Origin of the sequence: Miniphocaeibacter halophilus (genome assembly GCF_016458825.1) — a bacterium.
GTDB classification, from domain to species: Bacteria; Bacillota; Clostridia; order Tissierellales; family Peptoniphilaceae; genus Miniphocaeibacter; species Miniphocaeibacter halophilus.
Genome location: NZ_CP066744.1, coordinates 167,892 through 182,786, shown reverse-complemented (window position 1 = coordinate 182,786; position 14,895 = coordinate 167,892). Strand labels below are relative to the sequence as shown.

General features: G+C 28.6%; 13 protein-coding genes. 11 read left to right on the top strand and 2 right to left on the bottom strand.

The window, feature by feature from the left end; genetic code table 11:
* Positions 1-122 precede the first annotated feature (122 nt).
* The 4 genes from JFY71_RS00885 to mprF all read left to right on the top strand — a co-directional run bounded on the left by JFY71_RS00885 (position 123) and on the right by mprF (position 5,763).
* Positions 123-836 (top strand): ABC transporter ATP-binding protein, encoded by a 714-nt coding sequence (locus tag JFY71_RS00885; protein ID WP_243662114.1) that lies wholly within the window; start codon positions 123-125, stop codon positions 834-836.
* On the top strand, positions 826-2,397 hold the full coding sequence (locus JFY71_RS00880) for a hypothetical protein (protein WP_243661166.1): 1,572 nt from the start codon (positions 826-828) through the stop codon (positions 2,395-2,397). The genes JFY71_RS00885 and JFY71_RS00880 overlap by 11 nt, the downstream gene beginning before the upstream one ends.
* Positions 2,398-2,518: 121 nt before the next feature.
* The gene (locus JFY71_RS00875; protein ID WP_243661165.1) at positions 2,519-3,037 is read left to right on the top strand and encodes a cysteine hydrolase family protein; all 519 of its coding nucleotides are present in this window, start codon (positions 2,519-2,521) and stop codon (positions 3,035-3,037) included.
* A gap of 161 nt (positions 3,038-3,198) precedes the next feature.
* Positions 3,199-5,763 (top strand): bifunctional lysylphosphatidylglycerol flippase/synthetase MprF, encoded by a 2,565-nt coding sequence (mprF, locus tag JFY71_RS00870; RefSeq protein ID WP_243661164.1) that lies wholly within the window; start codon positions 3,199-3,201, stop codon positions 5,761-5,763.
* Between the two features lie 83 nt (positions 5,764-5,846).
* Here mprF and JFY71_RS00865 read toward each other — a convergent pair whose 3' ends face one another.
* Complete coding sequence (locus JFY71_RS00865; protein WP_243661163.1) at positions 5,847-6,884, bottom strand: DUF3048 domain-containing protein; 1,038 nt, start codon at positions 6,882-6,884, stop codon at positions 5,847-5,849.
* Between the two features lie 168 nt (positions 6,885-7,052).
* Between JFY71_RS00865 and JFY71_RS00860 the strand changes: the two genes are divergently transcribed.
* The 4 genes from JFY71_RS00860 to JFY71_RS11975 all read left to right on the top strand — a co-directional run bounded on the left by JFY71_RS00860 (position 7,053) and on the right by JFY71_RS11975 (position 10,237).
* Complete coding sequence (locus JFY71_RS00860) at positions 7,053-7,904, top strand: aldo/keto reductase (RefSeq protein WP_243661162.1); 852 nt, start codon at positions 7,053-7,055, stop codon at positions 7,902-7,904.
* 59 nt (positions 7,905-7,963) lie between these two features.
* Complete coding sequence (locus JFY71_RS00855; RefSeq protein ID WP_243661161.1) at positions 7,964-8,773, top strand: SDR family NAD(P)-dependent oxidoreductase; 810 nt, start codon at positions 7,964-7,966, stop codon at positions 8,771-8,773.
* Positions 8,774-8,933: 160 nt separating this feature from the next.
* Complete coding sequence (locus tag JFY71_RS11980) at positions 8,934-9,638, top strand: transposase family protein (RefSeq protein ID WP_263457740.1); 705 nt, start codon at positions 8,934-8,936, stop codon at positions 9,636-9,638.
* On the top strand, positions 9,629-10,237 hold the full coding sequence (locus tag JFY71_RS11975; RefSeq protein WP_263457739.1) for a transposase: 609 nt from the start codon (positions 9,629-9,631) through the stop codon (positions 10,235-10,237). Before JFY71_RS11980 ends, JFY71_RS11975 begins: the two co-directional genes overlap by 10 nt.
* 216 nt (positions 10,238-10,453) lie before the next feature.
* On the opposite strand, the gene JFY71_RS00845 is transcribed toward JFY71_RS11975, so the two are convergent.
* Positions 10,454-11,614: an IS110 family RNA-guided transposase gene (locus tag JFY71_RS00845; protein WP_243661160.1), complete on the bottom strand. Its 1,161-nt coding sequence runs from the start codon at positions 11,612-11,614 to the stop codon at positions 10,454-10,456.
* A gap of 245 nt (positions 11,615-11,859) precedes the next feature.
* On the opposite strand from JFY71_RS00845, the gene JFY71_RS00840 reads away from it, so the two are divergent.
* The 3 genes from JFY71_RS00840 to trpA all read left to right on the top strand — a co-directional run bounded on the left by JFY71_RS00840 (position 11,860) and on the right by trpA (position 14,871).
* Positions 11,860-12,414, top strand: coding sequence for a hypothetical protein (locus tag JFY71_RS00840; protein ID WP_243661159.1), 555 nt, complete (start codon positions 11,860-11,862; stop codon positions 12,412-12,414).
* Positions 12,415-12,923: 509 nt separating this feature from the next.
* Positions 12,924-14,108 carry a tryptophan synthase subunit beta gene (gene trpB, locus JFY71_RS00835; protein WP_243661158.1) on the top strand — a complete coding sequence of 395 codons (1,185 nt, stop codon included), beginning with the start codon at positions 12,924-12,926 and terminating at the stop codon, positions 14,106-14,108.
* Positions 14,101-14,871, top strand: a complete 771-nt coding sequence (trpA, locus tag JFY71_RS00830; RefSeq protein ID WP_243661157.1) for a tryptophan synthase subunit alpha — start codon at positions 14,101-14,103, stop codon at positions 14,869-14,871. Before trpB ends, trpA begins: the two co-directional genes overlap by 8 nt.
* Positions 14,872-14,895 lie beyond the last annotated feature (24 nt).

Here is a 14,895-nt window from a genome sequence, read left to right as displayed (position 1 = left end):
GCTATTTTTGTATCGTAAAAGTATATTAGTATAAAAAAGATATCTAAACAGTCGATATAATTTTATATTAATTTATAATATACTTTTAACATTAAATTAAAACAGGAGTTGTTATGAAAAATATATTAGAAATAAAAAATTTAACTAAATCCTATGAAAAGGGAAAGGAAATTATAAAAAATTTAAATATAGAAATTAAATCGGGGGAAATTGTTGGCTTTATTGGTCATAATGGAGCAGGAAAAACAACTATGATTAAATGTATAGTTGGTATACATGACTTTGAAAAAGGTGATATTTTTATTGATGGTATTTCCCTTTTAGAAGATCCTATTAGTTGTAAGAAGGTTATGGCATATGTTCCCGATAATCCGGATATTTATGAAAATTTAACAGGACTGGAATACTTAAATATGGTAGCCGATATTTTTAATATTTCAACAGAGGATAGGGAAAAATATATAAGAAAATACAGTGAAAGTTTTGAAATTTTAAATGCTTTACAGGATAATATTTCCACTTATTCAAGGGGGATGAAACAAAAGATTGTTTTAATTTCCGCCTTAATACACAATCCTAAATTATTGATTCTAGATGAGCCTTTTGTAGGCTTAGACCCTAATGCATCTTTTGAATTAAAAAAAATCATGAGGGAAATATGTGCAAATGGTGGTGCAGTATTATTTTCAACCCATGTGCTGGAAGTAGCACAAAATTTATGTACTAATATTTTAATAATAAAAAATGGAGAAATAATAGCTGAAGGTGAAACTAAAGCCATTATTGGTAAAAAAACTTTAGAGGAAATATATTTGGAGAACTATTATGTTAAATAACATTACTACCTTGGTGAAATATAATATTAAATCACAATTTAGTTTTAAAAATATCAAAAATTATATTAAAAATAATAAGGGAATGTTTCTTACCTTTGTAATTTTAGGTGTTTTTATAGTTTCATATATTTTTGGACAGGCAATTGTATTAATAGAATTAGGCTTGGGAGATTATATTCCAATATTGATTTTTTTCTTGATATTTATTATTTCTTTTATAGCAACATTTTCAAAAGCTAGAGACCAAATTTATAGTTTTAGAAATAAGGATATTTTTATGACTTTTCCATTAAAAACTCTATGGATAGTGCAAAGTAGATTTATAATAATATATTTTTATAATTTACTAATTAACCTCTTAATTACAATACCCTTTGCAATTGTATATTTTATATTTGTCAAAGTTTCAAGCTTAACAATTGTTAGTTGGGTATTGCTAACCTTATTTATTCCTGTAATTTCAATTAGTTTAGCTTTAATATTAAGTTCGGTTTTTAGTAGGCTCTTATCTGAATTTAAAAACAATAATTATTTATACAATGGTTTGGCCTTGTTATTAACAATAATTGTGATTTTCCTTTCTACTTATTTACCATTTAAATATATGGATGTGGAGTTTTCTATAGCTGGTGTAACTTTATTTGTAAGGGAATTTTTAAATTCAATTATGTATTATATTGTTCCATTAAATTGGATTTTTAATATTTTTAAAAACAATAGTATCTTTTACTTGTTTATAGTAATAGCTTCATCAGTAATTATTTATTTAATTACAGTAGTTTATATTAATTCTATATTTTTAAAAATAAATATTAATAAAGGAAAGAAAAAAAATAGTGGTGAAGATATAGAAACAAAGGCCTTTTCTAAAAAATCAATTTTAAAGGCCTTATATATTAAGGAGTTAAAATCTTATTTTAATTCAAGAATTTACGCCCTTAATACGATAATAGGACCTATTCTTTTAATAGTAATATCTGGCACGATACTGTTATTTGGATTTGAAAGTATAGGGTCCTTAGTAGGAAATATAGATTTAACGATGATTGGAAACATATACCCCTATATTGCCTGTATGATGATTTCTATGTCATGTACAACCCATGTTTCCCTTTCCTATGAAGGAAAAAACATCTGGTTTATTAAAAGTAGTCCAATTGATAATAAAAATTTATATAATAGTAAAATCCTATTAAATTTAACAATTATTATCCCAGCCGTACTTGTATATATTTTGTCGGTAATTAAAAGCGGTTTTAAAATAGAACAAATATTAATAGCCATATTTATTGTTTTAAGTTTTATGGTATTTATTGCAATATTAGGACTAAAAATCAACCTGAAATTTTTAAATTTCAACTGGGAAAATGAAGTTAAACTAGTAAAGCAAAGTATTAATACTTTTATTATAGTTCTAATTGGAATAGTAGGAACAATGCTAATAATTGGCATTAATATAATTTTTAAAAATTTTGCCCTGTATATTAATACGATTATTATCTTCTTGCTAGTAATATCGTCCCTTGTCCTATATAAAAATATTATAAAATTATCTTTTTAAGACTAGAAATTCTAGTCTTTTTTTATTTAAATTACTATTTGATATAATTATTATAGAAACATAGTAGAAAGGTATGGCGAAAGCTATAAATTGTTATTATATTTAAACTAAGGGGGAAGATATGAATAATATTTTAATAGTAGTGGATATGCAAAATGATTTTATAGATGGATCATTAGGAACTAAAGAGGCTAAAGCAATTGTGCCAAAGGTAATAGAAAAAATTAAAGATTTTCAGGGAAGAGTATTTTTCACAAGAGATACTCATAATGAAGATTATCTTAATACTTTGGAAGGAAAGAATTTACCAATTGAGCATTGTATAAAGGGAACTTTTGGTTGGGAAATTCAAGAGGACATTAATAAATTAAGGAAAACCACTCCTATTGATAAAGAGACTTTTGGTTCAAAGGATTTGGCCTTATTACTATATGAGGAAAATAAAAAAGAAAAAATAGATTCAATTACAATAATAGGCCTATGTACGGATATATGTGTAATATCCAATGCTTTAACTATTAAGGCATTTTTACCGGAAACTAATATTCTTGTAGATTCTTCCTGCTGTGCAGGTGTAACAGTAGAAAGTCATAAAAATGCATTAGAAGCATTAAAACCATGTCAAATAGAAGTTTTGTAAAATATTTTTATATAAAAATAACAAAATTTAATATTTATATTAGTAGATTGAAATATTAGGCAATTATTAAATAATTATTAAGATTGTTTTTGTTAATTTAAAAATAATCTACTATATGATAATATGTTTAGTATAATTGTTATATTTAGGAGTTAAAGTATATGAATAGAATAAAAGAGTTTTATGGAAAAAATAAGAAAATTATAAAGGCCATTTTAATAACTTTAATTATCTTATTAACTACATATGTGATTGTAAAAGAAGTAAGGGGATTAGATGCTAGAGAATTGCTGAGAATGGCAAGAACTATGACCTTTTGGCAAAAATTTATGTTTATAGCATTAGGTTTGTTGTGTTTTAGCTTTGCAGCGATTTATGATTTTATTTTAGCGGCTTATTATAGGATGAAAATGCCTAAACTTGAAGTTTTTAGAATTGGTTGGATATCCCAGTCCTTTAATAATTTCATTGGTTTTGGTGGAGTTGCAGGACTTACAATTAGGGAGTTTTCCTATAATAAATTCGATGTTGATAGAAAAGTAGTAAATAGAATTATGTTTATAGTTTTATTTTCAGACATTATAGGATTATTTTCCTTAGCTCTACCTTCCAGTATAGGATTGATAAAAATAGGTAAGCCTACTTTAATTCCATTAATGGTCTTAATGTTTGCAGTAGTTCTTTTATTTATTTTTAGCGATAAATTACCAATTAAAAAATACGTAACCGATGAGGATTCTATATTCGCTAAGGGACAATTAAAATTACGAGTTTTATTAACCTTACAATCTACATTTGAATGGTTTTTAGCTGCTTTATTTTTCGCTTTTACAATAAAGTTTTATCAACCAGAAATTTCCTTAATGGAGAGTTGTATTGTATATGTATTAGCAACAATTGTTGGAATTATAAGTATGATTCCAGGTGGACTAGGTTCATTTGAAGTTGCCTGTATGGTTTTATTTAAAATGATGGGTTATGGAGAGCCTAATATAGTATTTAGTCTATTAATTTGTAGAATTTGTTATACAATTATACCTTGGCTTGTTGGATTAATATTACTTATGATTTCACCAAAGGATGAATCTGGCGAGCAAGTTTTTGAAAAAGCTAATTTTATGTCCTTACTATTATCTTTTTCAGTATTAATGACCGGTGTAATTATCATATTATCTGTAGCAATGCCTAGACTATTTATTAAAATTAGAGTAATGGGAAGGCTCTTTCCGGATTATATGATAATGTTTAATAGGCGGTTTACCCTAGTAATTGGTATATTGCTTGTTGTCCTATCAAATGGAATAAAAAACATGGTTAAGGTAGCCCATAATTTGTCGGTTATGTTGTTAACTATAGCTGCAATAATCTATTTAAGTAAGGGAAGAAGTTATATTGAAGCTGTAATTTGTATAGTAATTGCTATGGCTTTATTATTAAATAGAAGGTATTTTCAAGCTTCAACAGGTAGGTTAAATAAAAGTCATCTTATTAAAAATTCGGTATTTGTATTCTTAATATTTATTACCTATATTATATTTTTTAATATAACCCATAAAGTTGATTTTTTAAACGGAACTGGAAAATATTCTTTGGATTTTATAAAGAACTATCCAATTTATGTATTATTCAGTCCATTGGTGGCAATACTTGTACTTGCTGTAATGGCGGGAATTAATAGAAAACATGTTGAATTTAAGAAAAATACCGATGAGGGTATGGAGATATTTAATAAGTTTTATGAAAAATATCCTTATACTCCATACACCCATCTCTTTTACATGGATGATAAAAATTATTTTTTAAATGAAAAAGGAACAGTTATGTTTCTTTATAGACCATATAAGGACAATATACTTGTTTTAGGTGATCCGGCAGGGGAACCAGATGATTTTGAAGATGCTATTGACGAACTTATTGAATGGGCTTATGGAAATAAAATGAAGGTGTGTTTTTATCAAATTACCGGTAAATATTTAGAGGACTATATGAGTATAGGATTTAGATTTTTAAAAATTGGTGAAAGCGCAACTGTAGATGTACAAAATTTTAACTTAGCGGGCAAGAGGAACAAGGTTTTAAGAAAAACCATTAATAGTATGGAAACAAAGGGTTTGTCTTTTAAAGTTATAGAGCCTCCATATGATAATAAAACCATGGAGGAATTAAAGGCTGTTTCTGATGAATGGCTAGGGAAAAGAGAAGAAATGCATTTTTCTCTAGGAGCTTTTGAAGAAAGTTATCTTAATAGAGCACCAATTTTTGTTATTGAAAATGAAGTAGGAGAAATTGAAGCCTTTGCAAATATGATGCCAATTAAAGGTAGTAAGGTACTTTCCATTGACTTAATGAGACATAAAAATGATGCACCTGATGGAATAATGGATATGTTATTTATTACTATTATTGAGTGGGCAAAGGAAAATGGCTACGAATATTTTGACTTAGGAATAGCGCCATTATCAAATGTTGGAAACAAGCGTTACTCAAGTACAAAGGAAAAGTTAGTGAATTTAGCATATGAATATGGAAATAAAATTTATGGATTTAAAGGATTAAGAAAATATAAAAATAAATTCAATCCGGAATGGAGTAGCGTATTTATAGCTTATAAAGATGATTTAAGTCTACCGGAAACTCTGCTAGCCTTAGTTAATGTTTGTTATGGTAGAGATACTATAAAGGATTTGGATTATTATGAAGAATTAAGAAAAAAGGCAATAAATTAAAAGGTAATAAAGTTTAAAAGCATCTGAAAGTTAGAATAAAACTAACATTTAGATGCTTTTTTTATAGTAAATATTTTGTGTTTTTAATTAGTTGCAATGTTTGTACCTGTTTCAACAACCTCTATCCAAGTTTGACCAGGGTTTAAAAGAATTTCTTCTCCATCGGAGTTTGTGAAAATTGTTCTGTCTGTTGCAGTATCTTTTGACCAGTTAATATCAATTACTTTTCCTTCTGTAATTAATTTACCGCTTCCCTTACCAATATGGGATATTTCTAAAGTACCAGCTGGTCCATTTACCTTACTGCTAGCAAATTCAATAATAATATTTTTTGCATAAACATTTTCTTCATCTGCTTCATCGACTATTTGAGTATCATTTCTAAATACTTCATAAGATTTTTTAGCTTCGTCATATTTGAAATCTACAATATAGGTTGAATTAAATGGAATATGAACTTCAGTAGCACTTTTTCCATTGTCCATTTGTTGTGAAATTTTATTTCCGTCTAAATCAAATTTAAAACCATCAAATTTTCTATCGGTTTCGTATCCTTTTTTTGAAATTGCATCATCTAATAATTCTATTGAAGTATAGGCATTATGTGGAGAAATTTTATTAACTTCCTTGTTTCTATAAAAAGTTGTACCTTCTAACTCCATACCATTTAAATTGTCTATATTTAATTTAGATATGGTACTCATACCTAAGTCACTACCGCCAAAATGAGCAAAAATACCGTTAAATTCAGCAATGGTTTGTACAAAGTAAGGTCTAGCTGATCTAACAGGTCCTATTAACTCTGCGTCACTATTTTGGAAAATAGCCAGATATCTTGTAAAATCTCCTTCAACTTTAAATTCATAAACTATACTAGCCTTATTAAAACCAGATTGAGGCATAGCTTCCGGATGGTTGTCCAACATTATTCCAATAACCGGATTATATTTATCTTTTTCAGAAATTTCACTACCATCAACTAAAGAATAAGGCTTTGTGTCATCATTTCCATTTATTTCTGTAGTACGAGTACTAGTAGTTTCATTATTGTTTTTTCCGTTACAGCTAGTTAATATTAATGCCATAAGGGAAAATAAAATTAGTAATTTTAATCTTTTCATTTAAACCTCCCTTTCTATATATAAATGATTATAACATAATATTCCTTTTTACTTATTAATTTGTTTTGAATAAAAAATTATGTTAGCATAATATTTAAATATAGATGTTTGGTAACTTATAAAAACAAATAGGAAGTAAAAAATTATAAATATTATTTTAGGAGAAAAATGGAAAAGTTATTATTAAAAAATGGAAATTACATTCCAAAATTAGGACAAGGAACCTGGAGGCTAGGGGAGAACTCAAAACAAAGAAAGTCTGAAGTAGAAGCCTTACAGTTTGGAATTGAAAAGGGTTTAAATTTAATAGACACAGCTGAAATGTACGGCGAAGGCGGTGCTGAATTAATAGTTAAAGAGGCAATAAAGGATTTTAATAGAAGGGATTTATTCATTGTTTCTAAAGTCTATCCCCACAATGCTTCTAGAAAGAAAATATTTTCAGCAGTAGAGAATACTTTAAAAAGACTAGGAAGCGATTATTTGGATTTATACCTTCTTCATTGGAGGGGGACTGTACCATTAAAAGAAACCATAGACTGTTTTGAAGAAATGGTAAAACAGGGAATTATTAAGCAATGGGGTGTTTCTAATTTTGACACCGATGACATGAAGGAATTGTTCTCAATACGAAATGGCAGTAATTGTGTTATAAACCAAGTGTTGTATCATTTAGGCTCAAGAGGTACAGAATATGATTTACAGAATTGGTTGATAGAAAATAATACTGTAATGATGGCCTATTGTCCCTTAGCCCAAGGAGGATATTTAAGAGAAGAATTAATTAAAAATAAATCGATTATAGAAATAGCAAAAAATCGTAACATAACTGTCTATCAGCTATTACTTGGATTTGTATTAAATAGAAAAAATACTATAGCAATACCAAAAGCAACAAAGAAAGAACATATAGAGGACAATATAAACTCTTTAGAAATAGTCTTAAATGAAGATGAATTAAAAATACTAAATAGGGAGTTTCCTGCACCAAATTTTAAAACTTGGTTGGATATAGTATAATATGTAATATATAGGTAGATTGTAATTATGTTTTTTGATTTTTTTAAGGAGGAATTTTAATGAAAGTTCATATTGTAACAGGTGGAGGAAGTGGCATAGGTTTTGAATGTGCAAAGAAACTTCCAGAAGGCGTTGTAGTAATAACAGGAAGAAATGAAGTTAAACTACAAAAAGCCGTAAAAGAGTTAAGTAATTTAAATGTAAATGCAAAATATTTTATTGGAGATGTTTCAAAAAGGGACTCTGTAAAAGATTTGTTGGAATATGCTAAATCCTTAGGGGAAATCGGTTCAGTAGTAAACTCTGCTGGGGTAAGTGGAGACGGTGCAGATGTAAGAAAAACACTTGAAATAGATTTAATGGGACCGGAAATTCTAATAGATGAACTATATAATTATTTAAGTAAGGATTCTGTACTTATATTAATTAGTTCCATGATGGGCTCAGTTATACCTGATAATCCGGAATATAATGAATTATTACAAGAACCGTCAAAGGATAATAACTTAGATAAACTTGAAAAATTAATGGAAGGCAATTCTTCAAATGCCTATAATTTCTCTAAAAAGGGAGTTAGATTATTAGTTAAAAAGAATGCAGAAAAATATGGAGAAAAGGGAGCGAGAATCCTTTCAGTATCTCCAGGAATTATTTTAACTCCAATGGCTGAAGAAGCAGCAAGGGAACATCCTGAGCAAATGGATTTCTTAAAATCTGTAACACCTATGGGAAGAACAGGTAAGGCAGAGGATATTGCAAATATGGTTGAATTTTTAGCTAGCGATAAAGCTTCCTTTATTACAGGTACAGATTTTACAGTAGATGGTGGATTGACTTTAAATTTACACAAACTAGCAGCAATAAAATAAAATAAGTCTAAAAGTATATATTTATTTTGGTTCTATAATTTATGGTGTTGGTGAAGGAAAATGAAAATCTTCTCCAGCACCATTTTTTTATAAAAAAGAGACATAACAACCATTTTTCCGATACAATAAATTCACTACAAAATACCAATCGGAGGTCATTATGTCTACAAGTAATTATATCTTAGATTTCTTAGGAATAAAAGATAAGAATATTAAATTTATTAAATTCAGCAATAACATGAGAAAGAACAATGTAACATATAAAGTTATAGACGCTAAACTTTCTTATACTCCTAATGTTTGTCCAATTTGTGGAAATATGGACAAGAATGCAATTATTAAGCACGGAAATAAAATATCAAATATTAAACTTCTTCCACTAAATGGAGATCCTACTATTTTAAAATTAAGAAAACAAAGATTTTTTTGTAAAGAATGTTCTCATACTTTTACAGCAAAAACCAATATTGTAGAGAAAAATTGTTTTATTTCAAATAGGGTAAAATTACATATAACTGAAAATCTAACTATGAAAATAAGTCAAAAGGATATTGCTAGGTTAAATTACGTATCTTCTAATACTGTTAGTCGTTCTTTAGAGGCTAATTATAAGGCTTTTAGAGTTAACAAGTCATATCTGCCTGAAACTTTGTGTTTTGATGAATTCAAATCCACTAAAGATGCTAAGGGCAGTATGAGCTTTATCTTTTGTAATGGTGATAGGAAGAATTTTAATATTATAGATATTGTTGAAAATCGTACTCTCCCTTATTTAACTAAATATTTTAGAAAGTTTACCTATAAAGCAAGAGCAAATGTTAAATATATTTGTATATATATATATATAAACCTTATATGTCATTAATTAAGGATGTTTTTCCTAATGCTCAAATAGTTTTAGATAAGTTTCATATTGTAAATCTTATTGGCAGAGCTTTGTTAAAAACAAGGATTGAAATAATGAAAAACTTTAGTACTTCCTCTATTGAATATAAAAGATTAAAAAGATATTGGAAGCTAATTCAAAAGGATTCTTCTAAACTTGATATAATCCACTTTAGTAAATGGACACATTTTAGTAAGTGGAAAAGCACATCTGATGTAGTAAATGAAACTATAGCTATTGATGATAATTTAAAGAAAACATATGAGGTTTATCAAATTCTTTTATCTGATATTAGATGTGAAAATTCTAAAGGATTAAGGGAACATTTAACTTTATTTAAGGATACAGTAAGTGAGCAAATGAAAGTAGCTATAAACACCTTGTTAAAATATTTTGAATATGTGAAAAACACTTTAAGTACGGACATTACAAATGGACCCTTGGAAGGTACTAATAATCTTATTAAAAGTATAAAAAGAATAGTTTTTGGATATAGGTCATTTTATAATTTTAGAAATAGGGTTTTTATAATTAAAAATTTAATGAAGCCAATAAAGAATTATCAGGCAACTATATAGCTGCCTGATATAAAAGTAGTTTGTTAGTTTATTGTATACCAACACCATTTGACAAAGAACCTTTATTTTAAGTAAATATATACTTTTTTCTATATAATACAATTAAAAAGACTAACTATATGAAGTCAAGTAAAAAAGATAAATTACGCAGACAATTAAATATCTAAAAATAGGCACACAAAAAATAAGTTATCAACAATAGAAATTATAAAAACACTATTGTGGAACAAACTCTAAATCGTTAATTAACAAATAGTGAAGAACTCTAATAAGTTTTTTAGCAACATGAGTAATAGCAACATTATGACACTTACCTTCACTGCGTTTCTTTTGGTAATAGTTTTTAAAGTTGTTATCTCTCATAGAAATTAGCCTAGCGGCTTGTAATAAAGCCCATCTTAAGTAAGGTGAACCTCGCTTTACCATAGAAACATTACTGGCTCTAAAATTACCGGATTGGTAGGTAGAAGGATCGAGCCCTGCAAAAGCTACAAGCTTTGAAGAAGAAGAAAATCTATGGATATCACCTATCTCCGATAAGATAATAGAACCTAGATTATATGAGATACCAGGTATAGTCAAAATAGGACTTTGAACATTCTCCATAATTGATTTTATCTCATTATCAAGTAATATAAGCTCCTCTTCGATATCATTGATTAGACGGATAGTTTGCTTAAGTTCAAAACTTAAAGCTCTACTATCAGAACCAATAGAGTTTTTAGCAGAGTTTTTGATATCAATTGCTTTAGCCTTGGAATACTTGCCCTTAGAATTTTTCTTAAGGATATTAGTAAACTTAGTAAGGTGAGCATCAGCTATTAATTTAAGAGATGGAAACTCATAAAGAATAGCCATAGTAGATTTTTGATTAATAGAATACAGACAATCAGTAATCTCAGGAAACATAATTTCAACAAGGCGGTTTAAAGAAACCTTTAGCTTAGAAGATTGTTCCCTAAGACGTTTTCTATGTCTAGTTAATGACTTTAACTCCAAAATCTGATAATCTAGATTAGAGTGGGGTTTTAAGTCAGGATTACTTAGCATAGAAGCAATACACTTAGCATCAACCTTATCGGTTTTAGTCTTTCTAAGCGTTAGAGCTTTTCTGAAAAGACTAGTTTGAAGCGGATTGAGGATAATGGGTGGGTAACCATTGCTGTTAAGAAAATTAGCGATATTAATGCTATAATGTCCAGTGGCTTCAAGCCCCACTTTTACAATTTCATCAGTAGAAGGAATAGAATCAATTAGATACTTAAAACCTTCAATAGAATTAGGAATAGTAAAAACATCCTTGATAACAGTACCATCAGAATGAACAATAAAACAATCATGCTTATTTTTAGAAACATCGATACCAACATATATCATAAAAAATCACCTCAATTAAATTTGTTGTGTTTTCCACATAGGCTATGTTGTGTATCCTTGTTCTAGATAAAACGTCTAGCGTTATCTAACTAATAAACAATAAAACATAGATATGTGGTTGGAGACTTAATTAAATAGTCGAACTATAGGAGTAAAAACCAATCCACAACATTATGTTTATTATATATAAAACATAAAAAACAATGAACTATAGTTGACTTAGTTCATTATACAAGGATAAGATTATGAAAAAGCTTAAATTAATATTATTATTTTCAATGACAATTTTTATACTTGTTAGTTGCTCATTAAATAATTCTGAGGAAAAATTAATTAAGGATTTTATAGAACTTAACTATGGTAGTTTTGAAGAGGATTCAAAAGAAATTCCTAGTTTGTCAGTTAGCGAATTGGGAATAAAAGATTCTCCTACAGAATCAGAAAATAGTGCCGGAAATTCAAATAAATTAGGAGAAAAGTATAGGAAATTTTTCACAGAGGACCTTTATGAAGAAATAATTGATAAGTCAATATTATATATATATATTGAAGATATAAATAAATACAAAGCAGAAGTAGAAAACATAGATATTAAATATGTTAAAGATAGTAGCCTAGGGAAAAAATATAAGGTAAATTATACTGGAGTAGTAGTAAAAAATAAAGAGGTTATTATTTCAGAAGATGTAGAATCGGAATTTACAGTATCTGAAGAAAATGGTAATTTTAAAATATCAAATTTACACAAGTATAAATCACCATGGATGATTATATTCCATGATAAAATTCCAAAAGAATAAATAAAAATATTTGACAAAGGAAAAATAATATAGTATTATCATATTTAATTTCATATAACTTTAAACCGATGAAGTGGAGATAAGAATAATTGTTAGCCCTTAAAGAGAGCTGGGATGGTGAGAAACAGCAGTAAGCAGATTATTAAATGGACCACTGAGGGCATAGTGAAAAGCTTAGGCTTAGTATTCTATGACGTAGGGCATACGTGAGTTGCCAGGGGTATGATGGTACCCTGATAGAGTAAGCGTTGTGCTTAAAACAAGGTGGCACCGTGGTGAATTTTTATATTTACCGCCCTTGACATATATTGTCGAGGGCGGTTTTTTTATTATTTAATATTTTTATAAATTTTAGGAGTTAAAAATGAAGAGTGTAACTTTTGTGTTGTACAGGTCAAAAATCAAAGAGAAATTTTACTGGCGTAGATAAAAATAAGATAGGTTTTAATTATTTAAATAGGTTAGAAGATGTTTTTAGTATAAATTTATAATTTTTAAGGAGAGTTAAAATGAATAAAGGACGTTACGGTCAACATGGTGGGCAATATATGCCGGAAGTTGTAATGGAAGAAATGAAAAAAATTGAAAAAACCTTTTATGAATGTATAGAAGACGAAAGTTTTATAAAAGAGTATAAGGATCTATTAAAAAATTATGTTAATAGGCCATCTTTATTATATTATGCAAAAAATATTTCAGAGGATTTAGGAGGAGCGAAAGTATATTTAAAAAGGGAAGATTTAAATCATACGGGAGCTCATAAAATAAATAATGTAATTGGACAGGCTCTTATAGCAAAAAAATTAGGCAAAACAAGACTTATTGCTGAAACGGGAGCAGGCCAACATGGAGTGGCTACAGCAACAATTGCGGCACTTTTTGGAATGGAATGTGAGATATTTATGGGAAAGGAAGATACAGACCGTCAAGCCTTAAATGTTTATAGAATGAAATTACTTGGAGCTAAAGTAAATGCAGTAAGGGAAGGTACAGAAACCCTAAAGGACGCTGTAAATGCAACAATTAGGGAGTTAGCAGGTAGATTTGATGACACTTTCTATGTACTTGGTTCAGCAGTTGGACCTCATCCTTATCCGGCAATGGTTAAATATTTTCAATCTGTAATTAGCAAGGAAGCAAAAAAACAAATACTTGAAGTTGAAGGTAAACTTCCTAAGGCGGTTTTAGCTTGTGTAGGAGGAGGAAGTAATGCAATAGGAATGTTTGCAGATTTCATTGAAGAAAAAGATGTACGCTTAATAGGATGTGAAGCAGCAGGTTTGGGCATAGAAACAGGAAAGCATGCTGCTACAATAACTACAGGAGAAGTTGGAATATTTCACGGTATGAAATCATATTTTGTTCAAGATAGCCAGGGACAAATTGCACCGGTTTATTCAATTTCAGCAGGATTGGATTACCCTGGCATTGGACCGGAACATTCCTATTTACATGAGACAAAAAGAGCGGAGTACGTTCCGGTAACCGATGAGGAGTCAGTACAAGCCTTTGAATATTTAGCTAAAAAAGAAGGGATTATCTGTGCTGTAGAATCTTCTTTTGCATTATCAAAAGCACTGGAAATTGCAAAAGAATATAGACCAGAAGACAGTATTATAGTTTGCTTATCAGGTAGAGGGGACAAAGATGTAGCTGCTATTGCAAGATACAGAGGGGAGAATATAGATGAATAGAATAGAGGAAGCTTTAAAAGACAAAAAATCTTTCATAGGATATATTACAGCAGGCCATCCAACAATAGATATATCGGAGAAGGTTATATATAAAATGGTTGAAGCCGGAACTGATTTAATAGAAATAGGGATTCCATTTTCAGATCCAAATGCTGAAGGTGAAGTAATTCATAATGCAAATATAAAGGCTTTAAAAAACGGTATGAAAATAGAAAAGGCCTTTGACTTAGTAGAAACTGTGAGAAAAAAAGTAAATGTTCCTATTGTATTTTTAACTTATTGTAATCCTGTATTTAAATATGGCTATGATGAATTTTTCAAAAAATGCAAAGAAGTTGGTGCAGACGGTATAATCGTGCCTGACCTACCATTTGAAGAAAGAGATGAAATGAAAGTTTTTGCAGATAAATATGGAATTATTATGATTACTTTAGTTCCTCCTGTTTCTAAAAATAGGATTGAAATGTTAGCAAAAGATGCTAAAGGATTTGCCTACTTAGTTTCTTCCATGGGATTAGCAGGAGTTAGAAAAAAATTTCCTGACGGAGTTAAAGAATTTGCAAAATTTGTAAAAGAAAATACCAATATACCGATTTTAATAGGATTTGGAATAGAAAATGAGGAACAAATAAAGGAAATGTCAGAAATTTCTGACGGAATTATTTTAGATTCAGCTATTGTTAATATAATTGAAGAAAGTGGAGAAGAAGCTCCGGAAAAAGTTTTTAAATTTATAAAGGAAATAAAAAATACTATAGCTTAAAGCAAATCATTATTAATAATTTTA